Genomic DNA, 23,126 nt, shown 5'->3' on the forward strand with positions numbered 1-23,126 from the left:
CGGTGCGATGCCCGGCCGGTCCGGTCCGCCGCCCGCCGTGCCCGCGGCGTCCGGCCCCCGCGTCCGCTGCCGCCGGCGCAGTGCGGACCACTCCTCACGGCGGCGCGCGAGGCTGCTGCGGTAGCCGCTGTCGAGACTGGCCGCCGCCTGGCGCACCCAGTCCCACAGCGCGCGCTCGGCGCTCAGCGTGCTGGGGGTGAGCGGCCGGTCGGCGCACATCACACGCATCGTGTAGTCGATGACGAGTTTGAGGACGCCGTCGTCCCGTGCGTTCTCGTAGAGCATGCCGAGGCCGTCGCGCCAGGCGCGCGGGGCGGGCAGCACGTGGGGGGCCTCGAAGTTGGGCAGGGAGTCGACGATGTCCAGCAGGGCCCGGGTGCTGGCGGGCGGGGGGAGTTCGGCGAGCCGGCCCAGCAGTTCGGTGCGCTCGTCCGGGTCCAGCGTGCGGCCCGGCCGGGCGCCGAGCCGCTTCTGCGCGTCGGCCCAGGTGGGGCGGCGGGAGTCGGAGGGCTGCTGGCGGTCGCGGTGGTAGCGGTCGTGGGCGTGGAAGACCGCCTGGTAGGCGTCCTCGTGCTCGGCGGTCACGGCGCCCTGCGCGACGGGCAGGGTCCGCAGCCGCTCGATGCCGGTGCAGGTGCCGCCCTGGCCGTGGTCGGAGCGGGACTTCAGGATGCCGACGACCTCGCCGCGCAGCGGGTCGACGACGGGGCCGCCGGAGACGCCGTACGGCAGGTCGTTGTGGCCGAGGCGCATCTGGACGCCCGTGGACCAGCCGCCGAGGGTGCCCTGGACCTCGATCGGCCCGTCCAGGATCTGCAGCTGTCCCGACACGACCGTCCAGCCCGCGTACAGCACCTTGCCCTCGCCGAGATACGTCGTCGGCCGTTCGGACACGTACATGCAGTCGTGGCCCACCGGCTCGCGCAGCCGGACCAGGGCCAGGTCCGGGGCCGGCCAGCCGCCGGTCGGTAACTGCCCGGCGCGGTCGGGCAGCGTCGCGGCCACCTCGCCGAGGACGACGGAGGAGGCCTGCTGGGGTCCGCTCTGGTGGATCACCGCGATCTCCGCCCCCTCACCGCCGGGCACGACGTGTGCGCAGGTCAGCACCCAGTTCGGAGCGACGAAGAAGCCACTGCCGAGAAAGGTGTCCGGTTCGTCAGGTGCATACCCGACACCTGTGCGATGGATGCGCACGGTCGCCGCCATGACGAGGTCACGCAGCGCACGGTGGGCCTCGTCGAAGCCGCCGGTTGCGCCCCCCTCGTGCTGCGGCGTCACGCCCCGCCCCCGTCGGCGCCCGCCGCGGTGCCGCCGTGCACCGGAGCGCCGGGGGACGCTCCCGCGCGCGTGGGCTCGCCGGACGGCGGGGCCGGCGGGGCGTCGCCGCGCGCCTGTGCGGCGGGGTCCGCGTCCGGCTGGGGCGGGCCGCCGTTCCAGGTGAGGGTGACGGTGAGGGCGGCCTTGGCCTCCCCGTCGGCCAGCAGGCCGACGACCTTGCCGGCCTTGGCGGTCAGCTCGATGCCGAACTCGACGCTCACCTCGTCGGGGCGCACCGCGCGCAGTGGCTCGGCGAGCGAGCGCGCGACCCCCGTGATGAGCGAGTGCAGACTGTCCACGCTCGCCTCGACCCGTTCGGCGAAGCCGACGTCGCTGAAGGACAGCTGTCCCGGCGGTGCGGTCAGCTCCTCGGTGCCGGAGATCCGGGCCCACACCGGTGTCCCGTCCGGCAGTGCGATGCGCGCTACCCGCGTCACGTCCTCGCTCATGGCGTTCCCCCATCGCCGCATATGCTTTTTCCGTCTCCCGGACGAACCGGAGGACCTTCCTCTCCCCGTCCCACCCATCGCAGGAGAAAGGGTCCTTCCCTTCAGGGAGCGTGCCAACCCCCGCAACCCATCACGGAGCACGATCCATGTACTTCACCGACCGCGGCATCGAGGAACTGGAGAAGCGGCGCGGCGAGGAGGAGGTCACCTTCGAGTGGCTCGCCGAGCAGCTGCGGACGTTCGTCGACCTCAACCCGGACTTCGAGGTTCCGGTGGAGCGCCTGGCGACGTGGCTGGCCCGCCTGGACGACGAGGACGACGAGTAGGCCTGCGGCGCTTCGAGGGCGGGGCGGGGAGCTGCGGCGCGCGCTGATTCTCGTCCTTGGAGGACTGGTCTTCGGGACCACGGCGTGAACGCGGTGGTCTTCGGGACCACGGCGTGAACGCGGCCGTCGTCAGTCCCGCGGCCGCACCACCTCGTACGCCAGCCCCAGCGCCCCGTGCGCCAGCAGGAGCGCCCCCGCCGCGGCCCAGCCGACGCTGTGCCGCCGTGCGCCCAGGACGGTGAGGGGGAGACCGGCCGCCAGCTGGGCGAGGGCCAGGGCGCGGGACTGGGGTGTGCCGGCCCAGGGGCGCCAGCGGCTCAGACGCCCGTCGCTGTCGACGTCGTCCAGTTCCGCCCGTACCGCCTCCCGCCATCCAGGCCACTCCACCGCACGGGTGTCCCGCTGCTCCTGAGCGGCCTGCCGCAGACGGTCGGCGGGCTCACCGGGGTCGAGGCCGGCCGGCAGGGCGACCCCCGCGCGTGTGAGGACGGCGAGCAGGGCGCGCAGACGGGCCGTGGCGTCGAGGGCGGGGTCGGGTTCGGTGAGTGCGTCGAGAGCCTGTACGTCCAGGACCGGGTCGAGGCCGAGGCGGGCCGCGAAGGTGCGCATCGCCTCGTCCTCGCCGGCCGGCGTGCCGTTGGCGAGCCAGACGTAGCCGACGGGGCGGCGGAAGCCGGACGCGAGGGTGTAACCGGCACGGTCGGCGTCCCACCACAGGGCCAGTACGGGCCACGGGGCGCCGACGGCGAGGGCGGTGGCCCAGCCGGTCAGGACCCGGTCGACGGGTTCGCCGCCGTCCCGCCAGGGCCGCCCCTCGGGCACGAGGACACTCCAGGTGTCTCCGACTCCCGATCCGGCTCCGGTTCCCTCCCCCTCCCCCTCCCCCGCTCCCGCTCCCGCGAGCAGCATGGGTTCACGCAGCAACTGGGCGGCGAAGGCGACGGAATCGGGCTCGGCCCGGCAGAGCAGCAGGGCTCCGGTGGCGGCACCGCCGCGAGAAGCATCCGTCGACATGGTCACAAACTAGGACGATTCCTCCCTCCGGTCGATTCCAGCGCGGGCGCCGTCCCCGGAAAGAGTGTCTTGACTTTCCGTGCCCGCGATATATCGTGAAATGAAGAAGACGCGATATGGCGCGTTGCGACGGGGAGGTCAGCACCATGCCCGAGTGGTCCGTCTCAGAGCCGCGGAAACTCACGTTCGACGAGCCCGTGCGAGAGCTCCACGTACGCATCGTCAACGGAACGGTGAACGTGGTGGGCACCGACGAAGGTTCCGCCCGCCTGGAGGTCTCCGACATCGAGGGACCACCCCTGGTGGTCACCCAGCAGCACGGCACGCTCACCGTGGCCTACGAGGACCTGCCCTGGAAGGGGTTCCTCAAATGGCTCGACCGCAAGGGATGGCGGCGCAGCGCCGTGGTCTCCCTGGCCGTGCCGGCCGACACCCGTCTCGAGGTGGGCGTGGTCGGCGCCGCGGCCGTGGTCTCCGGGCTGGAGGGGCGCGCGGAGGTCAAGGGGGTCACCGGCGACACGACCCTGGTGGGTCTCACGGGCCCGGTGCGTGCCGACACCGTGTCGGGAAACGTGGAGGCGCAGGCCCTGCGCGGGGACCTCCGCTTCAACTCCGTATCCGGGGACCTGACCGTCGTCGAGGCGGGCTCCTCGGTCAAGGCGGACTCGGTCAGCGGCTCGATGATCGTCGACCTCGACCCGGCGAGCCGGCCGACCGACATCAGTCTCACGAGCGTCTCCGGCGAGATCGCCATCCGGCTGCCCCACCCGGCGGACGCGAGGGTGGAGGCGAACACCGCGAGCGGGTCGGTCTCCAACGCCTTCGAGGACCTGCGGGTCAGCGGCCAGTGGGGGGCCAAGCGCATCACCGGCCGGCTCGGCTCGGGCAGCGGCAGCCTCAAGGCGACGACGGTCTCGGGCTCGATCGCCCTGCTGCGCCGCCCCCCGATCGAGGACGAGCCCTGGGACGTCGACCCGGAGGACATCGGCCCGGTCGTCGAGGACCCGGCGCCGGGCGGCTCGGGGACGGAAGCCACGCCCACGGGCGCCCCGGCAGACACCCCGGCGGACGGACCGCACGGCGACTCGGGGGACAATTCCGTTTCCGGCCAGGGCGGTGGCGCGAGCGGTGCCCCGGCCGATGGCACGACCGACAAGAAGGTGCTCTGACATGCCCCCCGTCTTCGCCCACGGCCGCCTCCGCCTCTACCTGCTGAAACTGCTGGACGAGGCGCCCCGCCACGGCTACGAGGTGATCCGGCTCCTGGAGGAGCGGTTCCAGGGGCTGTACGCACCGTCGGCGGGCACCGTCTACCCGCGCCTGGCCAAGCTGGAGGCCGAGGGCCTGGTCACCCACACCACCGAGGGCGGCCGCAAGGTGTACGCCATCACGGACGCGGGCCGCGCCGAACTGGCCGACCGCTCCGGCGAACTGGCCGACCTGGAGCTGGAGATCCGCGAGTCGGTCGCCGAACTCGCCGCCGAGATCCGGGCCGACGTGCGCGGCGCCGCGGGCGACCTGCGGCGCGAGATGCGGGCGGCGGCCACGGAGGCCCGGCGCGGCGGGGGCGCCAAGGACCACGGCGAGCGGGACGGCACGTCGCAGGACTTCGGGGACTACGAAGAGAAGGAGGCCTGGCGCGCCGCCAAGGAGGAGATGCGGCGGGTCAAGCAGGAGTGGAAGGAGCAGGCGCGGCGGGCCAAGGACGAGAGCCGGCGGGCCCGCGAGGAGGCCCAGCGGGCCCGGCGCCAGGCCAAGGAGGCCCAGGAGCGGGCCCGGGCCCAGGCCCAGGAGGAGCTGCAGCGCATCGGCCGGCGCGTGCAGGAGCAGGTCCAGGACCACTTCGCGCGCGGCGACTGGCCGACGGGGGTGCGCGAGGGACTGACGGAACTGGCCAAGGAGTTCGGGGACTTCGGGAAGGACTTCGGCAAGGAGTTCGGGAAGGACTTCGGGTTCGGCCGGAACGGCGCCGGCACCTCGACACCCCGGCCGGAGTACTCGCAGACGCCCGAGGACTTCCCCGCCGACTACGAACCGGCCTGGGCGCACGAGGACGCCACCGGCGATCCCTCCCGTGACCTCGACCGTCTCCTGGACCGCTTCCGCGACGACATCCGCGACGCCGCCAGGGACCACGGGGTGACGGAGGACCAACTCCGCGAGGCCCGCCGCCACCTGTCGACGGCGGCGGCCCACATCGGGGCGATACTGCGCGGCCCCAGGGTCTGAGCACCGGAGGACCGCTTCCCGTGTCCGCGGACGCCACAGCCGGCGGCGTCCGCACCACCACCGGAGGAAGCGGCCCTCCGCACGCCGGAGCACGAGAAGGGCACCACGCACCGCGCCCGCATCCGCGTCCGTCCTCGCCCTTCCCCTTCCCCCTCCCCTCTCCCCCCTCCCCCCTCTGCCCCCTCCCCTCCCCCTCCCCTCAGCCGGCCTTCGCCCGCCCCTCGCCGCCTCCGTACAGGACCCGCGTCAGCGACTCGTGGGTGACCCCGTGGTCGGCGAGGACCTCGGCCGCCACACCGCCGCCGGTCGTCAGGGCGAGCAGCAGGTGCTCGTCGCCGATGTGCCGGTCGCCGTGGGCGACCGCGGTGCGCAGCGACCTCTCCAGGACACCCTTGGCGTCGCGGCCGAAGGCACGGCGGCCCGACCACCGGCCCTTGTCCCCTCGGTCGCCGGACATGGCCCCGACGCCGTGCACCTCCTCGACGCGGGCGACGATCTCCGCCACGTCGATGCCCAGTCCGGAGAGGGCGTCGGCATCGGCCCGGGAGAGTCCGGCGCGCCGTCGGCCCTCGGCCACCGCGTCCCGTACGGACTCCTTCCTCGCGCCGGTCACCCCCAGCGAGGCCAGCGCGAAGGAGGCCCGGCTGCCCTCCCGTTCCAGGACCGCGAGGAGAAGGTGGTCGGCGTCGACCGTCCGCTCCCCCGCCCGCTCCACGTGCTCCACCGCGCCTCGCACCACGGCACGGGCGTCTTTCGTGAACCGTTCGAACATCAATGCCTCCCGTACTTCTTGTGCACGGCCTGCCTGCTGACGCCGAGTTCCGCGGCGATCTCCTGCCACGACCAGCCCTGATTGCGCGCACTGCGCACCTGCACCGCCTCCAACTGCTCCAGCAGACGGCGAAGGGCGGCCACGGCGCGCAGTCCGACCCGTGGATCGCGGTCACCGGCCCGCTCGGCGAGATCCGTTGCTTCGGTCATGCTGTCAACTTACATTGACAAGCCCTCACCGTCAACCACAGTTGACAAACGCCTGCGGCCGACCCGGAGAACGGGTCGGCCGCAGGCACGGACGAAGTACGGGACAGAGGTCAGTCGTTGGTGAGGACGATCTTTCCGAACAGCTCCCCGGACTCCATCCGCTCGAAGCCCTCACGCGCGCGGTCCATCGGCAGCACCTCGTCGATGACGGGACGGACGCCGGTGGCGGCGCAGAAGGAGAGCAGGTCCTCCAGTTCGTCCTTGGTGCCCATCGTGGAGCCGACGACCTTGAGTTCGAGGAAGAAGATGCGGGTGAGCTCGGCGTGCGAGGGCCGGTCGCCGCTGGTGGCACCGGAGATGACGAGCGTGCCGCCAGGACGCAGGGACTTGACGGAGTGCGACCAGGTGGCGGCGCCGACGGTCTCGATGACGGCGTCGACCCGCTGCGGCAGCCGAGCTCCCGACTCCACCGCCTCCACGGCACCGAGTTCCAGGGCCCGCTTCCGCTTGGCCTCGTCGCGGCTGGTGGCGAAGACGCGCAGCCCGGCGGCCTTGCCCAGCACGATCGCGGCCGTGGCGACACCGCCGCCGGCGCCCTGCACCAGCACCGAGTCCCCGGGCCGGACACCGGCGTTGGTGAAGAGCATCCGGTAGGCCGTGAGCCACGCGGTCGGCAGACAGGCGGCCTCCGCGAAGGAGAGCTCCTTGGGCTTGGGCAGGATGTTCCAGGTCGGCACGGCGACCTGCTCGGCGAAGGTCCCCTGGTAGCGCTCGGTGAGAATGGAACGGGGTTCCTTGGGCCCGACCCCGTGCCCGCTCTGGCCGATGACCGAGTGCAGCACGACCTCGTTGCCGTCCTCGTCGACACCGGCGGCGTCGCAGCCGAGGATCATCGGCAGTCGTTCCTCGGGCAGGCCCACGCCCCGGAGCGACCAGAGGTCGTGGTGGTTGAGGGAGGCGGCCTTGACGTTGACGGTGCTCCAGCCGGGCCGGGCCTCGGGGGCGGGACGGTCCCCGAGTTCGAGGCCGTTCAGCGGCTGGTCGCGGTCGATTCGGGCGGCGTAGACGGCGAACATGACCTTGACGATAGGCGGCGACCCGGACCGACGGAACCGTGCCGCCCTGTGACACATGCCCTCTTGCACCGGCCGGCCCGAGCACCGGGACACGTTCACTCGCCCGGCCGAGCGGCCGGGTAAAGAAATGACCCCGCCCTGACGGACGGGGTCATTCGGCCGATGCGACGGCCGGCGGCAGGGATGTCAGCGCCGGGCGACGCCCTCCGCACGGGCGGCGGCCGCGACCGCGGCCGTGACGGCCGGGGCGACGCGCTCGTCGAACGGCGAGGGGATGACGTAGTCCGCGGCGAGGTCGTCGCCGACCACGCCCGCCAGCGCCTCGGCGGCGGCGATCTTCATGCCCTCGGTGATCCGGGACGCCCGCACCTGCAGCGCGCCCGCGAAGATGCCCGGGAACGCCAGCACGTTGTTGATCTGGTTCGGGAAGTCGGACCGCCCGGTGGCCACGACGGCCGCGTACTTGTGCGCGACGTCGGGGTGGACCTCGGGGTTCGGGTTGGCCATGGCGAACACGAACGCGCCCTCGGCCATCGAGGCGACGGCCGCCTCGGCGACCGTACCGCCGGAGACGCCGATGAAGACGTCCGCGCCCGCCAGCGCGTCCTCCAGCGAACCGCTGATGCCGGCCTTGTTGGTGAAGCCCGCGAGCTCCCGCTTGACCGGCGTGAGGTCCTCGCGGTCGGCGGACACGACACCCTTGCGGTCGGCCACGGCCACGTCGCCGATGCCGGCCTCGACCAGCATCCTGGCGATGGCGACACCGGCCGCGCCGGCGCCGGAGATGACGGCCCGCAGGTCGGCGAGGCCCTTGCCGGTCAGCCGCGCGGCGTTCCTGAGGGCCGCCAGCGTCACGACCGCGGTGCCGTGCTGGTCGTCGTGGAAGACCGGGATGTCGACCCGCTCCTGCAGCTTGCGCTCGATCTCGAAGCACCGGGGTGCCGAGATGTCCTCCAGGTTGACGCCACCGAAGGAGGGCGCGAGCCGGACCACGGTCTCGACGATCTCGTCCACATCGGTGCAGTTCAGAGCGATCGGAACGGCGTCCACGCCGCCGAACTGCTTGAACAGGATGGCCTTGCCCTCCATGACCGGGAGGGAGGCCTCGGGGCCGATGTCCCCGAGTCCGAGCACGGCGGTGCCGTCGGTGACGACGGCCACCACGGACGACTTCCACGTGTAGTCGTGGACCAGGTCCGGCTGATCGGCGATCGCGGTGCACACGCGCGCCACGCCGGGTGTGTATGCGAGGGACAGGTCGTCCTTGTCACGGATCGGCACGGTGGCCTGCACGGCCATCTTGCCGCCGCGGTGCAGCGCGAACGCCGGATCGAAGGAATCGAGGGGCTCCGCCCCGCCGTCCTGGTCCGTATTGCTGTCGCTGCGAGGATTGACGATCTCCGCTGCCACTTTGTTTTACCCCTTAAATCTTCAATGGTTGAGGGTTGCCACTCCTGGTGAGAAGTGGGCGGGACCGCGCATGGCCCGATCTATTGATGCGTACGGGTCATACGCGACGGGCGCGCCGCACACGCGCCACGAGCCCCGGATGAGGGGTGTAAAGAACCTTCTTACCGGACGGACCCGCCGAGGACGAGTCCATTAAGTGCAAGGTCACACCACCGTGCCGGAAGGTCACATCTGGGTGACGAGAATCGTCCCGAAATATAGGGACAGACCCTTGACCAGCGCCTGACGACCGGTCGAACAGTGATCAACGCCTCGTCGCTCGGTCCGCATCCTGAGATCCGCCGGAGATCTTCCGGCCGGAATGACGGATTTCCGGAGATGATCCCGTCATCTTGTCCGGACCTGGTCGGGTTCGGGGGTCACCCGTTATCCGATTTTGACATCGCCAGCCCCCTGAACCGCTCCGTCCGAATGGCAAGATGCCGCTAAACCCACGAGGTCGCGACACCCGATGGTGTGTGTTCTCGTCGACCCATCGGCATCTCCACCCATCAGCCGGAGGAACCCAAGATGACCGCAAGCTCCACCCGTCGTGCGACCGCCACGCACCACCGTCTGGCCGCGGCCGGTGCGATCGCGGTCGCGGGCGCCCTGATCCTCACCGGCTGCGGTGACCAGACCGACAAGGGCGGCAGCAGCTCGGGGTCGGCGTCCTCGTCGAACGCGCCGCTCGCGAGCAAGCTCCCCTCCGACATCCGCAAGGCGGGCGTCATCAAGGTCGGCTCCGACATCGCCTACCCGCCGGTCGAGTTCATGCAGAACGGCAAGGCCGTCGGTATCGACCCCGACATCGCGGCCGCCCTCGGCAAGCAGCTGGGCGTGCAGTTCCAGTTCGAGAACGGCAAGTTCGACAACCTGATCGTGGGTCTGCAGGCCAAGCGGTTCCAGGTGCTCATGTCGGCGATGAACGACACCAAGGACCGCCAGAACGGCGTCGACTCCGACACCGGCAAGAAGGTCGGCAACGGCGTCGACTTCGTCGACTACTTCACCGCCGGCACCTCGATCCTGGTCCAGAAGGGCAACCCGAAGGGCATCAAGTCGCTCGACGACCTGTGCGGCAAGGTCGTGGCCCTGCAGAAGGGCACCACGTCCGAGGGCATCGCCAAGGCACAGAGCAAGAAGTGCACCAAGGACGGCAAGAAGGCCATCAACCTGCAGACCTTCGACACCGACCCCGAGGCGCTGCTCCGTCTGAAGCAGGGCGCGTCCGTCGCCGACCTGAACGACTTCCCGGTCGCGGCCTACAACGCCAAGACCTCCGGTGGCGGCAAGGACTTCGAGGTCGTCGGCGACCAGATCGAGGCGGGCCCCTACGGCATCGCGGTCAGCAAGACGGACACCCAGCTGCGCGACGCCATCCAGGCCGCCATGAACGCGATCATCAAGAACGGCGACTACCAGAAGATCTTGCAGAAGTGGAACGTCACGCAGGGCGCGGTCACCGAGTCGAAGATCAACGGCGGCTCCTGAACAGCTTCTGGCACCACTGAAGGGCTGTCATCGTGACTGACACCGTCGACAAGATTCCGGCGCCATCGGTGCCGCCGGAGCAGATCAAGGCCATACCGGTGCGGCACTACGGCCGCTGGGTTTCCGGCGTCGTGGTCATCGGCATCGTGGCGCTGATCGGTATCGCGTTCTCCAACGCGAACATCAACTACAGCGTCATCCCGGACTACCTCTTCGACCCGGGCATCGTGTCCGGCGCGTGGACCACGCTGTACATCTCCGTGCTGGCCATGGTGCTCGGCGTCGCCCTCGGCGTCATCCTGGCCGTGATGCGGCTGTCGTCGAACCCGGTCACCAGCACCGTGTCCTGGTTCTACATCTGGTTCTTCCGCGGCACGCCGGTCCTGGTCCAGCTGCTGCTCTGGTACAACATCTCGCTCGTCTTCCCCATCCTGAACCTGGGGTTCTACAAGAACGAGATGAACCAGGTGATGACGCCGATCCTCACCGCGCTGCTGGGCCTGGGCCTGAACGAGGCCGCGTACATGTCGGAGATCGTCCGGGCCGGCATCCAGTCGGTCGACGAGGGGCAGACGGAGGCGTCGCACGCGCTGGGCATGACCCAGGGCCAGACGCTGCGCCGGGTGATCCTCCCGCAGGCCATGCGGGTCATCATCCCGCCGACCGGCAACGAGTTCATCAACATGCTGAAGACCTCGTCGCTTGCCTACGCGGTCCAGCTGCCCGAGCTGATCAAGAAGGCCACCGACATCTCCAGCACCTCGCTGGCGGTCGTCGAGATGTACTTCGTGGCCTGCATCTGGTACCTGTTCCTGACCACGATCTTCAGCATCGTGCAGTACTACATCGAACGCCGGTACGCCCGTGGCTCGACGCGCAACCTGCCGCCGACCCCGTTCCAGCGGCTGAAGAAGAACCTCCGCATGTTCGGTTCGTTCCGTCGCCCGGAGGTGGCCCGATGACCCGTCTCAGCAAGGACATCCCGACGTCCGGCAGCGGCGCGCCGATGGTGAAGGCCGAGGGCGTGCACAAGTCCTTCGGTCTGGCGCACATCCTCAAGGGCATCGACCTGGAGGTGAACCCGCGTGAGGTGTTCTGCTTGATCGGTCCGTCCGGTTCGGGCAAGTCCACCTTCCTGCGGTGCATCAACCACCTGGAGCAGATCAGCGCCGGCCGGCTGTACGTCGACGGCCAGCTGGTCGGCTACCGGCAGAGCGGCGACAAGCTCTACGAGCTGAAGGAGAAGGAGGTGGCGGCGCAGCGGCGGGACATCGGCATGGTCTTCCAGCGCTTCAACCTCTTCCCCCACATGACGGCGCTGGAGAACGTCATGGAGGCGCCGGTCCAGGTCAAGCGCGAGTCCAAGGCCGTCGCCCGGGAGCGGGCCCAGCGGCTGCTGGACCGCGTCGGCCTCGGCGACAAGACGCGCCAGTACCCCAGCCAGCTCTCCGGTGGCCAGCAGCAGCGCGTCGCCATCGCCCGGGCACTGGCGATGGAGCCGAAGCTGATGCTCTTCGACGAGCCGACCTCGGCTCTGGACCCCGAGCTCGTCGGCGAGGTCCTCGACGTCATGCGGGACCTCGCGGAGGACGGCATGACGATGATCGTCGTCACGCACGAGATGGGCTTCGCCCGCGAGGTCGGCGACTCGCTGGTCTTCATGGACGACGGTGTCGTGGTCGAGGCGGGCCATCCGCGTGACGTCCTGACCAACCCGCAGCACGAGCGCACCAAGTCGTTCCTGTCGAAGGTGCTCTAGCCGTACGACGGAGAAGGGGCGGTACGGGACTCCCGTACCGCCCCTTCTCCGTACGCCGTTACCTCAACGCCAGCATCAACGTGTCCGAAGGCGAGCACCACACCGCACGGGCCTCTGCGAAGCCCTTCTCGCGCAGGGTGCTCGCGTGCCAGGCGGCGGAGGGCATCTCGCCGTCCGCGTGGGCGCCGTAGATCTCGAAGCGGCGGGCCGTGGGGGCGGCGAGGACCGGGTCCTCGGCGGCCCGGGCCCACCACTCGGCCCAGTCCAGGGCGCCCTCGCTCTGCGCCCGGCCCATGCGGGCGTGGCGCTGGATGCGCTCGGCCACGTTGATGCGGGGCGTGGTGTCGTCGGGCATGTGGTCGGCGTTCATGAACACGCCGCCGTGCCGGACGAGTCCGGCCAGCCGCCCGTAGAGGCCGTCCAGGGCGTCGGTGCGCAGCCAGTGCAGGGCGGTGGCGGTGAGGACCGCGTCGTAGGTGTCGTACGGCAGCAGCGCGGGCCAGTGCGGGTCCTTGAGGTCGGCCTCGACGAGGACCACCCGCTCGTCGCCCTCGAAGGTGCCGCGTGCGATGGTGAGCAGGGCCGGGTCGAGGTCGATCCCGGTGCTGGTGGCGTCCGGGAAGCGGTCGAGCAGGCGGGCGGTGATGCTGCCGGTGCCGCAGGCGAGGTCGAGGACGCGCGGCTCGGTGCCGACGAACGCCTCCACCATGTCGAGCATGACGCGGAACCGCTCCTCGCGGTCCGGCATGTACCACTCCTGCTGCCGGTCCCAGGACTGCTGGTACCGCAGCGCCCATGCGCGGTTGCCGGTGTCCGTCGCGTTCGTCGCGTCCGTCGTCATCTGCCCCTCCGCCGTCGACGGTCGTAATACCCTGGAAGCACGATCATCTGTTACCGACCGTACCCACGACCATAGAGCGCCTGCGTAAGGACCACAAGTGGAACTGGCCTATTACTCGGACTATGCCGTACGGCTCGTCAACAGCGAGGAGCCGAAGCGGGGCAAGGACGCGCTCACCTCGGTGGAGGCGGTGCGGGATCTCTTCGGCACCAACAAGGAGGCGGCCCGGCGCGCGACGGACGCGGACGTCACGCGGTTCCGCTCGGTCCGGGCCCGGCTGCGGGCGGTCTTCGAGGCGGCCGACGCCGGCGACGAGACGCTGGCGGTGAACCTGCTGAACTCACTGCTCCTGGAGTTCCCGGTCAGCCCCCAGATCTCGGGGCACAACTTCCGGGACGACGACGGCCGGCCCCTGTGGCACATGCACCTGGCGGACCACCCGTCGAACGCGACCGCGGGCTACGCGGCCATCGCGGCGATGGGCCTGGCGTTCCACCTGACCGAGCACGGCGTCGACCGGCTGGGCCTGTGCGAGGCCGCGCCGTGCCGCAACGCCTACCTCGACACCTCGACGAACCGCTCCCGCCGCTACTGCTCCGACCGCTGCGCCACCCGGGCGAACGTGGCCGCCTACCGGGCCCGCAAACGCCTGGAGGCCGACCGGTCGGAGACCACGGGCCACGCGGCCGACAGCGCCCAGCGCGCGAGCGCGAGCGGCGAGCGCTGACCGGCCTTCAGCGGCCGGTACCGGAAGCGGACCCTGCCCAGGACCAGGTCCTCCGGCACGGTCCCGTAGTCCGTGCTGTCGCCGCCCGCGTAGGGGTTGTCGCCGAGCACCCACCAGCCGCCCTCGCGGCGCTCGGCGGCCCGCTTGACGACCAGCAGGTCCTGCTGGAAGGGATGCCTCAGTACGACGACGTCACCGGGCCGGATCCGGGCGCCGTACTGCACCACGAGGCGGTCCCCGTGGTAGAGCGTGGGCACCATGGACGGTCCGGTCACTTCCGCCACCCCGAAGGGCAGCAGCGCCCGTCCGCGCTCGACGTCCTGCGACAGCTCCGGCATCGCCGGCACCTCCCCGGTCCGATCCTCCACCAGTCTCAGTCTGACCCTGGACTTTTGTCCTAAGCCCATGGGGGCACTCGCGAAATAGCCTCTCCCAGGGAGTAATGTCGCACCTGAGAAGACGATCACGAGGAAGGAACGCTTCATGCTTTCCCGCCTGTTTGCCCCCAAGGTCAAGGTCAGCGCGCACTGCGACCTGCCCTGCGGCGTGTACGACCCGGCCCAGGCCCGCATCGAGGCGGAGTCCGTGAAGGCCGTCCAGGAGAAGATGGCCGGCAACGACGACCCGCACTTCCAGGCGCGTGCCACCGTCATCAAGGAGCAGCGTGCCGAGCTTGCGAAGCACCACGTCTCCGTGCTGTGGAGCGACTACTTCAAGCCCCCGCACTTCGAGAAGTACCCGGAGCTGCACCAGCTGGTCAACGACACCCTGAAGGCCCTGTCGGCCGCCAAGGCGTCCACCGACCCGGCCACCGGCCAGAAGGCCTTGGACTACATCGCCCAGATCGACAAGATCTTCTGGGAGACCAAGAAGGCCTGACGAACGCCTCGTTCGCGGGGGCCGGCGATCGGTGCACCATCGCGGGTCCACGGGCTTCCCGAAGGGGTCCGGCCGGTTCTCCGGCCGGACCCCTTCGGCGTTCCCCGGCCTAACCGAGCCCGTCGTCGTCCTCGCCCGCCTCCAGCAGGCCCGCCGCCGCGCCCACGATCCGCGGGTCGGGGCGGCCGACGACCTCGCCGTCCTTGTCGGTGTAGTCGAAACGGGCCAGCACGCTGCGCATGGCCTCCACGCGGGCCCGCTTCTTGTCGTTGCTCCTCACCACCGTCCAGGGGGCGTGGTCGGTGTCGGTCTCGCGGAACATGGCGACCTTCGCGGCGGTGTAGTCGTCCCAGCGGTCCAGGGAGGCGAGGTCCATCGGGCTGAGCTTCCACTGCCGTACGGGGTCGACCTGACGGATCGTGAAGCGGGTGCGCTGCTCGCTGCGGGAGACCGAGAACCAGAACTTCACCAGGTCCACGCCGTCGTCCACGAGCATCCGCTCGAACAGCGGGGCCTGGCGCATGAAGCGGCGGGACTCGTCGTCGTCGCAGAAGCCCATCACGCGCTCCACGCCCGCCCGGTTGTACCAGGAGCGGTCGAACAGGACGATCTCCCCGGCGGTCGGCAGGTGTTCGACGTAGCGCTGGAAGTACCACTGCCCGCGCTCGCGTTCGGTCGGCTTCTCCAGCGCCACCACCCGGGCGCCGCGCGGGTTGAGGTGCTCGGTGAAGCGCTTGATGGTGCCGCCCTTGCCGGCCGCGTCCCGCCCCTCGAAGAGGATCACGATCCGGCGCCCCGTCTCCTTCACCCAGCTCTGCAGCTTCAGCAGTTCGATCTGCTGGAGCCGTTTGTGGAGCTCGTACTCCCTGCGCTCCATGCGCCGGGAGTACGGGTAGTCCTCCTTCCAGGTGTCGATCGGCGACCCGTCCGGGCGGATCAGCACCGGCTCGTCGGGGTCGGTGTAGTCGACCTTCAGCTCGGCCGTCAGGGGCGTCGTCATCCCGTCGTCCTTTCCGGTGCTCAGTGGAACCGCGGCACGATCAGCCAGATCCCGTACGCCACCACGGCCGCGCAGGCCAGGAAGCACAGCGCCGCCTGGGCCGTGCCGAGGGCGGAGGCGCCGTCCGCTTCGTCTCGGGCGCCCTCGTGGCGTGCGAGGCCGAGTACCCCGAGGGCGAAGACGACGACCACGGCGACGGTGACGCCGATGCTCACCGCAGTGACCTGGCCGAGCGCGTTCCAGTCCAGACTCATCGAACTCTCCCTGCCTCAGGCGGCCGTGCCGACCGGGGCCGGCGGCTCGGTGCGGATGGTGACCTCGTGGGCGTCGTTGACGTTGTTCGCGTGCACCGGGTTGCGGCGCGAGAGCAGCACGATGCCCGCGGCGAGGGCGGCGCCGACCAGGGCGACGACGACCGTGCCGAGGTCGCCGCCGTGCTTGACGGCGCTCGCCGAGACGCCGCCGACCAGCGCGGCGGCGGGCAGTGTAATCAGCCAGGCGGCGACCATGCGGCCGGCGACGCCCCAGCGGACCTCCGCCAGCCGCCGGCCGAGACCGGCGCCGAGGATGGAGCCGGAGGCGACCTGGGTGGTGGACAGGGCGAAGCCCAGGTGGGCCGAGGCGAGGATGACGGTCGTGGAGGCCGTCTCCGCGGCGAAGCCCTGCGGCGACTGGATCTCGGTCAGGCCCTTGCCCATCGTGCGGATGATCCGCCAGCCGCCGATGTAGGTGCCGAGGCCGATGGCGAGACCCGCGGAGGCGATCACCCACACGGGCGGGCCGGCGTCGTGGCCGAGGGCGCCGGCGGAGATCAGGGTCAGGGTGATGATGCCCATGGTCTTCTGCGCGTCGTTGGTGCCGTGCGCGAGGGAGACCAGGGAGGCCGAGGCGATCTGGCCGAGCCGGAAGCCCTTGGTGACCGAGCCCCTGCGGGCGCGGGCGGTGAGCCGGTAGGCGCAGTAGGTGGCGATCAGGGCGGCGACGCCGGCCACGACCGGCGAGGCCACGGCCGGGATCAGCACCTTCTCGACCACCTTGTCGAAGTGCACGCCGTGGGAGCCGGCCCCGACCCACACGGCCCCGATCAGGCCGCCGAACAGCGCGTGCGACGAACTCGACGGCAGCCCGAGCAGCCAGGTCAGCAGGTTCCACAGGATCGCCCCCACCAGCCCGGCGAAGATCATCGCCGGGCTGACGAGTGTGTCGTCGACGATCCCCCCGGAGATCGTTTTCGCGACCTCCGTCGACAGGAAGGCTCCGACGATGTTGAGGACTCCGCTGACCAGGACCGCGGTCCTGGGTTTGAGCGCGCCGGTGGCGATGGAGGTGGCCATCGCGTTCGCCGTGTCGTGGAATCCGTTGGTGAAGTCGAAGGCGAGAGCCGTGACGATGACGACCGCCACGAGGAACGTGATGTGGTCCATCGCCCCATGGGAACAAGCGCTTTCGTACAGCAGGCGAACTGAGGGCGAAGCCCGTGTCCGCTTCCGGCGCCCGGCCGGTGAGGATCGTGCGATGCTGACGTGATGAACCGTGAGGACCTGGTACGCCTGCGCGGGGCGCGCGACCGCATGGACCGCGAGTACGCCGAACCCCTCGACGTGGCCGCCCTCGCGCGCACCGCCCTGATGTCGCCGGGCCACTTCCAGCGCAGCTTCCGCGAGGCCTACGGCGAGACCCCGTACGGCTATCTGATGACCCGTCGCGTCGAGCGCGCCAAGCTCCTGCTGCGCCGCGGCGACCTCACCGTCACCGAGGTCTGCATGGCGGTCGGCTGTACCTCGCTGGGCTCCTTCAGCGCCCGCTTCACCGAGCTGGTCGGCGAGACGCCCAGCTCCTACCGGGCCCGCTCGCACGAGGAGAGCGCGGAGATCCCGCCCTGCGTGGTGCGCGCGTACACGCGTCCACGACGGACCTGACGGCGGCCGGGACCTTAGGTTGGAACCATGGACCTGAAACTGCACAACTGTTTCATCGCCGTCGACGACCACGACAAGGCGATCGCCTTCTACTGCGACGTCCTCGGCCTGGAGATCCGCAACGACGTCAAGTACGAGGGCATGCGGTGGACGACCGTCGGGCCGCCGCTGCAGCCCGACGTGTCGATCGTCCTGGAGCCGCCCGCGGCCAACCCCGACCTCTCGCCCGCCGACCGTGACGTGATGGAGCAGCTGCTGGCCAAGGGCGTGCTGCGCGGGGTCAACTTCACCACCGAGGACTGCGACGCCCTCTTCGCCCGCGTCTCGGCGTCCGGCGCCGAGGTGGTCCAGGAACCGACGGACATGCCGTACGGGGTACGCGACTGCGCGTTCCGCGACCCGGCGGGGAACATGCTGCGGTTCATGGAGCGGAAGAGCTGACCGTCGCCCAGGCACACACGAGGATCGTGCGGCCCTCCTCTTCCGGGCAGTCGCGGGGAGCGGGCCGCTCGGTGTGGGGCGCGTTCTCCCAGCGGGTGGGGGGCGGCGGCGCGGCGGAGTCCCGCAGCCACAGGGTGAGCAGTCCTCCGGCGGCCACCGCGACGGCCCACGCGATCACCGCCCACCGCCACAGTCGGGGGCGCGATAAGCCGATCATGCCCAGGGCTCCACGTCCACCACGGCGGCCACCGGTATCGGCCCGTACACGTGCGGGAACGCCTCCCCGCCCGGCCTGTCCGTCTCGTACTTCACGGGTACGTCGAGACGGTCGGGGTCGATGACCAGGACCACCAGGTCGTCCAGGTCCGCGAAGAAGCGGCGGGCCGTGCCCGGGAGCTGGGCGCGGGTGGAGCAGTGGATGAAGCCCTCCTGCGCGAGGGTGCGGCCGCGCGTGGACGTCTCGTACGTTCCCCTCGCACGGGCGGCCTCCCACAGGGAGCGCTCGGTGATGTGGACGATGTGCTCGCTCATGGGGTCACGGTACGGCGCGTCGCGCGGACCGAGGGCGCCTGCCCCCGGTGGTCGGCACGGGCTCTCAGGATTCTTCGGCGGTCCTCCCGCCCGGCTCCCCGCGGGGCTCGGCGCCGCCGGGGACGTACGCCGCGCACTCGCGGTTGTGGCAGGGGCCCGGTGTCCACAGCGGGACCCAGGCGCCGAGCGTCTTGTGCCGCTTGACGACGGTCTCCACGGGCTGTCCGCAGACGGGACAGACCTGGTCCGAGCTGTCCATGCCCTCAGGGTAGGCCGGTCCCCGCTGGCGCGCGCAGCCACCGCACGGCCGGCCACCCGCCCGCCCTGGGCGCCGGATGGTCAGGGGGTACGGGGTTCGCGGGGGGTACGGGGTTCGCGCCACATCGGCCACATGCTGGGGCCGTCGGGAAGGTCCAGGGGGGCGCGGGCGGGCTCGAAGCCCAGGCGCTCGTACAGGGCGCGGCTGCGGGCGCTGCTCGCCTCCAGGTAGGCGGGGCGGCCGTCGCGGTCGCAGCGGTCGAGGACCCGCCGGATCAGCGCGGTGCCCAGGCCCTCGCCCTGCCGCCCGGGCGCCACGCCGATCATCCACAGGTACTCGTGGGCGCGGCCCGCCGGATGGATCTCCGCCGTCAGCCTGCCGATCAGTTCGACGCGCTCGTTGTCCGGGTCGACGGCGGCCCGCAGCTGCTTCGCGCCGCCGTCGTCGCCGTCGTGCGCGTCGGCGGGCACGGGCAGCCACAGCGCGCACGCGCTGCCGTCCTCGGTGACGTCGATCCGCCCCTCGGCGAGCACGATCCCGGTGAAGGCGGCCATCAGCCGGTGGTGCGTCGTACGGCGGTACTCCTCCCCGGGGAAGACCCAGCCGCTGACCGGATCGTCCTGGAACGCCTCGTCCAGCAGCCGGACGACCATGTCGTGGTCGCCCTCGCCGGCCGTCCGGATCGCCACGGTCATGCGCCGCCCCTTCGTCTCAACCGCCTTTGCACACACGGGGGTTGAGCCTATCCGGAACATCGGGGAGCGCAACGGGAAAGAACGGGGCCCGCACACCGTGGGGATGTGCGGGACCCGTCGTCCGGGGCCCCCGGCGGCGGTACGGGGTCAGGAGCCGTACGGCCGGGCCGGTGGGCCCCGGAGTCTTCGTGCGGGACGGTCAGCCGGTGCGCCGGGTCACGAACTCCGCCAGCGCCAGCAGCCCGCCCGCCGCCTCCGGGGCGGGGACCGCACGGGACAGCTCGCCCATCGCGCGGGCCATCCGGTCGGCGGCCTCCACCTGCGCCCAGTCCCGCCCCCCGGCCCGCTCGACGGCGAGGGCGGTGCGCGCCATGTCCTCCTTGTCGTACGGCGCCTCGTACAACGCGGCCAGTTCGGCGGCCGCCGGTGTGCCCGAGGTCAGGGCGGCGACCACCGGCAGGGACTTCTTGCGGGCGGCCAGGTCGGCGCCGGCCGGCTTGCCGGTGCGGTCCGGGTCGCCCCATATGCCGATGACGTCGTCGATGAGCTGGAAGGCGAGCCCGGCCTGGCGGCCGAACGCGTCCAGCGCCTCGACGTCCTCCTCCCCGGCGCCCGCGAACAGCGCGCCGAGCGCACACGCGCACCCCAGCAGCGCGCCCGTCTTGGCCTCGGCCATGGTCAGCACCTCGTCGAGGCCGACCTCGCCGGGCCGGCGCCGCTCCAGTGCCGTGTCCGTGTGCTGTCCGGCGCACAGTTCCACGACGCAGGCCGCGAGCCGGGCCGCGGCCGCGGGGGCCGCCGGATGCGGGTCCTCGGCGAGCAGCCTCAGGGCCAGGGCCTGCAGGGCGTCCCCGGCGAGGATCGCGTCGGCGTCGCCGAACACCGTCCACGCGGTGGGCCGGTGGCGGCGGGTGGTGTCGCGGTCCATCACGTCGTCGTGCAGCAGCGTGAAGTTGTGCACCAGTTCCACCGCGGCCGCCGCCCGTACGGCCGCCCCGGCCGCCGCCGGTCCGCCGAGCGCGGTGGCCGCGGTGAGGACGAGCGCGGGCCGGATCGCCTTGCCGGCGTTGCCGGACGACGGTGTCCCGTCGGCGCGCTCCCACCCGAAGTGGTAGAGCGCGATACGGCGCATCGAGCCGGGCAACGAGTCGATGGCGGCGCGCAGTTCGGGGTCGACCGATGCCCGGGTGCGCTCCAGGATCGCCGTCGCCTCGTGGCCGTCGAGCGTCACCGGCCCCGCGGGGCGGTACCGTGCCGGGGCACGGTCTCTCGCGTCGTCGGCGCGGTGCTTCGTCTCCGCCAGGAACTCGGCGGTCATGGTCTCCCCCTCGGTCGGTCCGCGGACGGCGGCGTCTGAACTCCGGCCGGGCACATACGACCGAGGTCTACCCGCCCCGCCGGGCGAGGACACTGCTTCCAGGGGGCGAACGTCACCTCCAGCGACCGATCTCGACGTTCTCCAGGACACCGAGCGCGTCCGGGACGAGGACGGCGGCCGAGTAGTAGGCCGTCACCAGGTACTTGATGATCGCCTGTTCGTTGATGCCCATGAAGCGCACGGACAGGCTGGGCTCGATCTCGTCCGGGATGCCGGCCTGCTGCAGGCCGACGACGCCCTGCTCGGCCTCGCCGGTACGCATGGCGATGATGGAGCTGGTCCGCGCCTCGGTGACGGGGATCTTGTTGCAGGGGTAGATCGGCACACCCCGCCAGGTGGGGATGCGGTTGCCGCCCACCTCGATGGTCTCCGGGACCAGTCCGCGCTTGTTGAACTCGCGGCCGATCGCGGAGATCGCGCGCGGGTGCGCCAGCATGAACTTGGTGCCGCGCCGCCGGCTGAGCAGCTCGTCCAGGTCGTCGGGGCTGGGCACACCGTCGTGCGGCTGCAGCCGCTGGTCGTACTCGCAGTTGTGCAGCAGCCCGAACTCCCGGTTGTTGACCAGCTCGTGCTCCTGGCGCTCCTTCAACGCCTCGACGGTCAGCCGCAGTTGCTGCTCGGTCTGGTTCATCGGCTGGTTGTAGAGGTCGGCCACGCGCGTGTGGATGCGCAGCACGGTCTGGGCGACGCTCAGTTCGTACTCGCGGGGCCTGGCCTCGTAGTCGACGAAGGTGTGCGGGATGTCCGGCTCGCCGGAGTGGCCGGCGGCGAGCTCGATCGCCTTCTCGCCGTACCTGTTGGTGTCCTGCTCGGGGATCGCGCGCAGCCGCCGGAGGTGTTCGCTCAGGGACGCCGCACGCTCCGCGACCTGGTCGACGTCCTGCCGGGACAGGACCAGCACGGTGCAGGCGGTGGCCGCGCGGGCGGTGTACTCCCAGATGGCGTCGGGGTCCAGCAGCGCGGACTCGCCGAGGTAGGAGCCGTCGCCGAGCACGCCGAGGACCGCGTCGTCGCCGTAGGGGCCCGTGCCGACCTTCTCGACCCTGCCGTGCGCCAGCAGGAAGACCTCGTCCGTCCGGCTGCCGAAGGAGGCGATCAGCGATCCGGGCGCGTACTCCTGCTGCCGGCAGCGCTGGGCGAGTTCGGACAGCACCTCCTCGTCCTCGTAGGAGCGCAGCGCGGGCAGCTCACCCAGTTCGGCGGGGATGACCTCGACGCGGTCGCCCGTCTTCACGAACGTGATGCGGCCGTCCCCCACCGCGTAGGTCAGTCGCCGGTTCACCCGGTACGTACCGCCCTGCACGTTCACCCACGGCAGCATGCGCAGCAGCCAGCGGGAGCTGATCTCCTGCATCTGCGGCGCGGACTTGGTCGTGGTGGCCAGGTTCCGCGCGGCGGCCGTGCCGAGACTCTGCTGCGGCCTGCCCTGCTCCGTACGGACCTCTTCGCCTACCGACATATGAGAATTGCCCTCCCGGTCATGGACGGCGGCCGAGCCGCACACCCATCGCGATCTGCGTTGACCAGCCTTCCATCACGGAGCGTGTCGGTGCTATTACCCGAAAGAGCGGGAATGGATCACGAGCGGCCTGGGCAGATGCGCGGTCCGTGCACAGCCGGCCGGGAGTGCCGGGTGTCCGAAAAGCGCCCCCTCGTCACGAGCACGATGTGTAACTGCCCATGCACTGTCGGTAAAAGAAGCGGCACGAGGAGGCCGCAACCGGCGGCCGTCAGCACGGCACGAAGGAGGCGGTCATGGCCTCACCCATGTCCGCGGGCAGTTTTCTGGACGCTCTCCGGGCGGAGGGCGTCACCGTCGTCGAGGTCGGCGACTGGGCGCATCACAACCGCAACCACAAGGGCCCGTGGGGACCGGTCCACGGCGTGATGATCCACCACACGGCGTCGAGCGGCGGCGAGCGGACGGTGGAGATCTGCCGGGACGGCTACGAGGCCCTGCCCGGTCCGCTGTGCCACGGCGTGATCACCAAGGACGGCACGGTCCACCTGGTCGGCTACGGCCGCGCCAACCACGCGGGCCTCGGCGACGACGACGTGCTGCGCGCGGTGATCGCCGAGAAGGCGCTGCCGCCGGACAACGAGGCCGACACGGACGGCAACCGGTACTTCTACGGCTTCGAGTGCGAGAACCTCGGCGACGGCCACGACCCCTGGCCGCAGGCCCAGCTGGACGCCATCGAGAAGGCGGCGGCCGCGGTGTGCCGGCACCACGGGTGGACGGAGCGATCGGTGATCGGGCACCGGGAGTGGCAGCCGGGGAAGGTCGACCCGAAGGGGTTCACGATGACCTGGCTCAGGGAGCGGATCCGCGAGCGCCTGAAGTGACGTACCAGGTCACAAT

29 protein-coding genes are annotated in these 23,126 nt (G+C 71.1%); 11 read left to right on the forward strand and 18 right to left on the reverse strand.

The window, feature by feature from the left end; genetic code table 11:
• The coding region (locus tag M8J74_RS30880; RefSeq protein WP_308406132.1) for a S1 family peptidase at positions 1 to 1,278 on the reverse strand (1,278 nt) is incomplete at its 3' end.
• Positions 1,275 to 1,766, reverse strand: a complete 492-nt coding sequence (locus tag M8J74_RS30885) for a CU044_2847 family protein (protein ID WP_249839603.1) — start codon at positions 1,764 to 1,766, stop codon at positions 1,275 to 1,277. The genes M8J74_RS30880 and M8J74_RS30885, both read right to left, overlap by 4 nt.
• 146 nt (positions 1,767 to 1,912) lie before the next feature.
• Between M8J74_RS30885 and M8J74_RS30890 the strand changes: the two genes are divergently transcribed.
• Positions 1,913 to 2,092, forward strand: a complete 180-nt coding sequence (locus tag M8J74_RS30890) for a DUF6104 family protein (RefSeq protein WP_003992906.1) — start codon at positions 1,913 to 1,915, stop codon at positions 2,090 to 2,092.
• A 129-nt stretch (positions 2,093 to 2,221) separates the two neighbouring features.
• On the opposite strand, the gene M8J74_RS30895 is transcribed toward M8J74_RS30890, so the two are convergent.
• The gene (locus tag M8J74_RS30895) at positions 2,222 to 3,106 is read right to left on the reverse strand and encodes a hypothetical protein (protein WP_249839604.1); all 885 of its coding nucleotides are present in this window, start codon (positions 3,104 to 3,106) and stop codon (positions 2,222 to 2,224) included.
• Positions 3,107 to 3,252: 146 nt separating this feature from the next.
• Here M8J74_RS30895 and M8J74_RS30900 point away from each other — a divergent pair, with 146 nt between their 5' ends.
• Both M8J74_RS30900 and M8J74_RS30905 read left to right on the forward strand, forming a co-directional pair.
• On the forward strand, positions 3,253 to 4,275 hold the full coding sequence (locus M8J74_RS30900; protein WP_249839605.1) for a DUF4097 family beta strand repeat-containing protein: 1,023 nt from the start codon (positions 3,253 to 3,255) through the stop codon (positions 4,273 to 4,275).
• Position 4,276: 1 nt separating this feature from the next.
• Positions 4,277 to 5,335 carry a PadR family transcriptional regulator gene (locus M8J74_RS30905; RefSeq protein ID WP_249839606.1) on the forward strand — a complete coding sequence of 353 codons (1,059 nt, stop codon included), beginning with the start codon at positions 4,277 to 4,279 and terminating at the stop codon, positions 5,333 to 5,335.
• 199 nt (positions 5,336 to 5,534) lie between these two features.
• Here the strand turns inward: M8J74_RS30905 and M8J74_RS30910 are convergent, their stop codons facing one another.
• From M8J74_RS30910 to M8J74_RS30925, 4 genes are all read right to left on the reverse strand, one after another.
• On the reverse strand, positions 5,535 to 6,107 hold the full coding sequence (locus M8J74_RS30910; protein ID WP_249839607.1) for a Clp protease N-terminal domain-containing protein: 573 nt from the start codon (positions 6,105 to 6,107) through the stop codon (positions 5,535 to 5,537).
• The gene (locus tag M8J74_RS30915; RefSeq protein WP_016437953.1) at positions 6,107 to 6,316 is read right to left on the reverse strand and encodes a helix-turn-helix domain-containing protein; all 210 of its coding nucleotides are present in this window, start codon (positions 6,314 to 6,316) and stop codon (positions 6,107 to 6,109) included. The genes M8J74_RS30910 and M8J74_RS30915 overlap by 1 nt, the downstream gene beginning before the upstream one ends.
• A 110-nt stretch (positions 6,317 to 6,426) precedes the next feature.
• Entirely contained in the window at positions 6,427 to 7,392 is a 966-nt protein-coding gene (locus M8J74_RS30920; protein WP_249839608.1) for a zinc-binding dehydrogenase, read from the reverse strand.
• A 186-nt stretch (positions 7,393 to 7,578) separates the two neighbouring features.
• Positions 7,579 to 8,802, reverse strand: a complete 1,224-nt coding sequence (locus M8J74_RS30925; protein ID WP_058923274.1) for an NAD(P)-dependent malic enzyme — start codon at positions 8,800 to 8,802, stop codon at positions 7,579 to 7,581.
• 570 nt (positions 8,803 to 9,372) lie between these two features.
• Here M8J74_RS30925 and M8J74_RS30930 point away from each other — a divergent pair.
• From M8J74_RS30930 to M8J74_RS30940, 3 genes are read left to right on the forward strand one after another with little or no spacing between them, the layout of a single operon-like run.
• A complete protein-coding gene (locus M8J74_RS30930) occupies positions 9,373 to 10,335 on the forward strand; it encodes an ABC transporter substrate-binding protein (RefSeq protein ID WP_058923275.1) in 963 nt (320 codons plus the stop codon).
• 32 nt (positions 10,336 to 10,367) lie between these two features.
• Entirely contained in the window at positions 10,368 to 11,297 is a 930-nt protein-coding gene (locus tag M8J74_RS30935; protein WP_249839609.1) for an amino acid ABC transporter permease, read from the forward strand.
• Positions 11,294 to 12,094, forward strand: a complete 801-nt coding sequence (locus M8J74_RS30940) for an amino acid ABC transporter ATP-binding protein (protein ID WP_283948816.1) — start codon at positions 11,294 to 11,296, stop codon at positions 12,092 to 12,094. The genes M8J74_RS30935 and M8J74_RS30940 overlap by 4 nt, the downstream gene beginning before the upstream one ends.
• Before the next feature lie 58 nt (positions 12,095 to 12,152).
• Here M8J74_RS30940 and M8J74_RS30945 read toward each other — a convergent pair whose 3' ends face one another.
• A complete protein-coding gene (locus M8J74_RS30945) occupies positions 12,153 to 12,935 on the reverse strand; it encodes a class I SAM-dependent methyltransferase (protein WP_249839610.1) in 783 nt (260 codons plus the stop codon).
• A gap of 97 nt (positions 12,936 to 13,032) precedes the next feature.
• Here M8J74_RS30945 and M8J74_RS30950 point away from each other — a divergent pair, with 97 nt between their 5' ends.
• Complete coding sequence (locus M8J74_RS30950; protein ID WP_249839611.1) at positions 13,033 to 13,662, forward strand: CGNR zinc finger domain-containing protein; 630 nt, start codon at positions 13,033 to 13,035, stop codon at positions 13,660 to 13,662.
• Here M8J74_RS30950 and sodX read toward each other — a convergent pair.
• Positions 13,566 to 14,000, reverse strand: a complete 435-nt coding sequence (gene sodX, locus M8J74_RS30955; protein ID WP_249839653.1) for a nickel-type superoxide dismutase maturation protease — start codon at positions 13,998 to 14,000, stop codon at positions 13,566 to 13,568. The genes M8J74_RS30950 and sodX overlap by 97 nt on opposite strands.
• 145 nt (positions 14,001 to 14,145) lie before the next feature.
• Between sodX and sodN the strand changes: the two genes are divergently transcribed.
• Positions 14,146 to 14,541, forward strand: a complete 396-nt coding sequence (sodN, locus tag M8J74_RS30960; protein ID WP_004983535.1) for a superoxide dismutase, Ni — start codon at positions 14,146 to 14,148, stop codon at positions 14,539 to 14,541.
• 109 nt (positions 14,542 to 14,650) lie between these two features.
• Here the strand turns inward: sodN and ppk2 are convergent, their stop codons facing one another.
• Genes ppk2 through M8J74_RS30975 form a run of 3 tightly spaced genes read right to left on the reverse strand, consistent with a single transcriptional unit; the run spans position 14,651 to position 16,965 of the window.
• Complete coding sequence (gene ppk2 / locus M8J74_RS30965) at positions 14,651 to 15,541, reverse strand: polyphosphate kinase 2 (protein WP_249839612.1); 891 nt, start codon at positions 15,539 to 15,541, stop codon at positions 14,651 to 14,653.
• Positions 15,542 to 15,561: 20 nt separating this feature from the next.
• Entirely contained in the window at positions 15,562 to 15,795 is a 234-nt protein-coding gene (locus M8J74_RS30970) for a hypothetical protein (RefSeq protein WP_249839613.1), read from the reverse strand.
• A 15-nt stretch (positions 15,796 to 15,810) separates the two neighbouring features.
• Positions 15,811 to 16,965 carry an inorganic phosphate transporter gene (locus tag M8J74_RS30975; RefSeq protein WP_249839614.1) on the reverse strand — a complete coding sequence of 385 codons (1,155 nt, stop codon included), beginning with the start codon at positions 16,963 to 16,965 and terminating at the stop codon, positions 15,811 to 15,813.
• 102 nt (positions 16,966 to 17,067) lie between these two features.
• Here M8J74_RS30975 and M8J74_RS30980 point away from each other — a divergent pair, with 102 nt between their 5' ends.
• Both M8J74_RS30980 and M8J74_RS30985 read left to right on the forward strand, forming a co-directional pair.
• Positions 17,068 to 17,460: a helix-turn-helix transcriptional regulator gene (locus M8J74_RS30980; RefSeq protein ID WP_058923283.1), complete on the forward strand. Its 393-nt coding sequence runs from the start codon at positions 17,068 to 17,070 to the stop codon at positions 17,458 to 17,460.
• A gap of 27 nt (positions 17,461 to 17,487) precedes the next feature.
• Complete coding sequence (locus tag M8J74_RS30985) at positions 17,488 to 17,901, forward strand: VOC family protein (protein ID WP_058923284.1); 414 nt, start codon at positions 17,488 to 17,490, stop codon at positions 17,899 to 17,901.
• On the opposite strand, the gene M8J74_RS30990 is transcribed toward M8J74_RS30985, so the two are convergent.
• The 6 genes from M8J74_RS30990 to M8J74_RS31015 form a co-directional block, all read right to left on the reverse strand.
• Positions 17,882 to 18,118, reverse strand: a complete 237-nt coding sequence (locus tag M8J74_RS30990) for a hypothetical protein (RefSeq protein WP_249839615.1) — start codon at positions 18,116 to 18,118, stop codon at positions 17,882 to 17,884. The two genes, M8J74_RS30985 and M8J74_RS30990, sit on opposite strands and share 20 nt — an antisense overlap.
• Positions 18,115 to 18,432: a DUF952 domain-containing protein gene (locus tag M8J74_RS30995; protein ID WP_249839616.1), complete on the reverse strand. Its 318-nt coding sequence runs from the start codon at positions 18,430 to 18,432 to the stop codon at positions 18,115 to 18,117. The genes M8J74_RS30990 and M8J74_RS30995 overlap by 4 nt, the downstream gene beginning before the upstream one ends.
• Before the next feature lie 64 nt (positions 18,433 to 18,496).
• On the reverse strand, positions 18,497 to 18,691 hold the full coding sequence (locus M8J74_RS31000) for a hypothetical protein (RefSeq protein WP_249839617.1): 195 nt from the start codon (positions 18,689 to 18,691) through the stop codon (positions 18,497 to 18,499).
• 80 nt (positions 18,692 to 18,771) lie between these two features.
• Positions 18,772 to 19,386 (reverse strand): GNAT family N-acetyltransferase, encoded by a 615-nt coding sequence (locus M8J74_RS31005; protein WP_249839618.1) that lies wholly within the window; start codon positions 19,384 to 19,386, stop codon positions 18,772 to 18,774.
• A 199-nt stretch (positions 19,387 to 19,585) separates the two neighbouring features.
• Positions 19,586 to 20,704 carry a family 2 encapsulin nanocompartment cargo protein polyprenyl transferase gene (locus M8J74_RS31010; RefSeq protein WP_249839619.1) on the reverse strand — a complete coding sequence of 373 codons (1,119 nt, stop codon included), beginning with the start codon at positions 20,702 to 20,704 and terminating at the stop codon, positions 19,586 to 19,588.
• Positions 20,705 to 20,816: 112 nt separating this feature from the next.
• On the reverse strand, positions 20,817 to 22,223 hold the full coding sequence (locus M8J74_RS31015) for a family 2B encapsulin nanocompartment shell protein (RefSeq protein ID WP_249839620.1): 1,407 nt from the start codon (positions 22,221 to 22,223) through the stop codon (positions 20,817 to 20,819).
• 296 nt (positions 22,224 to 22,519) lie between these two features.
• Between M8J74_RS31015 and M8J74_RS31020 the strand changes: the two genes are divergently transcribed.
• Positions 22,520 to 23,110, forward strand: coding sequence for an N-acetylmuramoyl-L-alanine amidase (locus M8J74_RS31020; RefSeq protein WP_249839621.1), 591 nt, complete (start codon positions 22,520 to 22,522; stop codon positions 23,108 to 23,110).
• The last annotated feature ends 16 nt before the right edge of the window (positions 23,111 to 23,126 follow it).

Source organism: Streptomyces panaciradicis (assembly GCF_023516615.1).
In the GTDB taxonomy this organism is placed as follows: domain Bacteria; phylum Actinomycetota; class Actinomycetes; order Streptomycetales; family Streptomycetaceae; genus Streptomyces; species Streptomyces panaciradicis.

Bases quoted from the DNA above. Each gene is read 5' to 3' on its own strand.
- M8J74_RS30890 (WP_003992906.1), top strand. From the start codon at position 1,913: ATGTACTTCACCGACCGCGGCATCGAGGAACTGGAGAAGCGGCGCGGC.
- M8J74_RS30900 (WP_249839605.1), top strand. From the start codon at position 3,253: ATGCCCGAGTGGTCCGTCTCAGAGCCGCGGAAACTCACGTTCGACGAG.
- M8J74_RS31010 (WP_249839619.1), bottom strand. From the start codon at position 20,704: ATGACCGCCGAGTTCCTGGCGGAGACGAAGCACCGCGCCGACGACGCG.
- M8J74_RS30885 (WP_249839603.1), bottom strand. From the start codon at position 1,766: ATGAGCGAGGACGTGACGCGGGTAGCGCGCATCGCACTGCCGGACGGG.
- sodN (WP_004983535.1), top strand. From the start codon at position 14,146: ATGCTTTCCCGCCTGTTTGCCCCCAAGGTCAAGGTCAGCGCGCACTGC.
- M8J74_RS30895 (WP_249839604.1), bottom strand. From the start codon at position 3,106: ATGTCGACGGATGCTTCTCGCGGCGGTGCCGCCACCGGAGCCCTGCTG.
- M8J74_RS30975 (WP_249839614.1), bottom strand. From the start codon at position 16,965: ATGGACCACATCACGTTCCTCGTGGCGGTCGTCATCGTCACGGCTCTC.
- M8J74_RS30985 (WP_058923284.1), top strand. From the start codon at position 17,488: ATGGACCTGAAACTGCACAACTGTTTCATCGCCGTCGACGACCACGAC.
- M8J74_RS30995 (WP_249839616.1), bottom strand. From the start codon at position 18,432: ATGAGCGAGCACATCGTCCACATCACCGAGCGCTCCCTGTGGGAGGCC.
- sodX (WP_249839653.1), bottom strand. From the start codon at position 14,000: ATGCCGGAGCTGTCGCAGGACGTCGAGCGCGGACGGGCGCTGCTGCCC.
- M8J74_RS30905 (WP_249839606.1), top strand. From the start codon at position 4,277: ATGCCCCCCGTCTTCGCCCACGGCCGCCTCCGCCTCTACCTGCTGAAA.
- M8J74_RS30920 (WP_249839608.1), bottom strand. From the start codon at position 7,392: ATGTTCGCCGTCTACGCCGCCCGAATCGACCGCGACCAGCCGCTGAAC.
- M8J74_RS30945 (WP_249839610.1), bottom strand. From the start codon at position 12,935: ATGACGACGGACGCGACGAACGCGACGGACACCGGCAACCGCGCATGG.
- M8J74_RS30980 (WP_058923283.1), top strand. From the start codon at position 17,068: ATGAACCGTGAGGACCTGGTACGCCTGCGCGGGGCGCGCGACCGCATG.
- M8J74_RS31000 (WP_249839617.1), bottom strand. From the start codon at position 18,691: ATGGACAGCTCGGACCAGGTCTGTCCCGTCTGCGGACAGCCCGTGGAG.
- M8J74_RS30990 (WP_249839615.1), bottom strand. From the start codon at position 18,118: ATGATCGGCTTATCGCGCCCCCGACTGTGGCGGTGGGCGGTGATCGCG.
- M8J74_RS30970 (WP_249839613.1), bottom strand. From the start codon at position 15,795: ATGAGTCTGGACTGGAACGCGCTCGGCCAGGTCACTGCGGTGAGCATC.
- M8J74_RS30930 (WP_058923275.1), top strand. From the start codon at position 9,373: ATGACCGCAAGCTCCACCCGTCGTGCGACCGCCACGCACCACCGTCTG.
- M8J74_RS31005 (WP_249839618.1), bottom strand. From the start codon at position 19,386: ATGACCGTGGCGATCCGGACGGCCGGCGAGGGCGACCACGACATGGTC.
- M8J74_RS30910 (WP_249839607.1), bottom strand. From the start codon at position 6,107: ATGTTCGAACGGTTCACGAAAGACGCCCGTGCCGTGGTGCGAGGCGCG.
- M8J74_RS31020 (WP_249839621.1), top strand. From the start codon at position 22,520: ATGGCCTCACCCATGTCCGCGGGCAGTTTTCTGGACGCTCTCCGGGCG.
- M8J74_RS30940 (WP_283948816.1), top strand. From the start codon at position 11,294: ATGACCCGTCTCAGCAAGGACATCCCGACGTCCGGCAGCGGCGCGCCG.
- M8J74_RS31015 (WP_249839620.1), bottom strand. From the start codon at position 22,223: ATGTCGGTAGGCGAAGAGGTCCGTACGGAGCAGGGCAGGCCGCAGCAG.
- M8J74_RS30915 (WP_016437953.1), bottom strand. From the start codon at position 6,316: ATGACCGAAGCAACGGATCTCGCCGAGCGGGCCGGTGACCGCGATCCA.
- ppk2 (WP_249839612.1), bottom strand. From the start codon at position 15,541: ATGACGACGCCCCTGACGGCCGAGCTGAAGGTCGACTACACCGACCCC.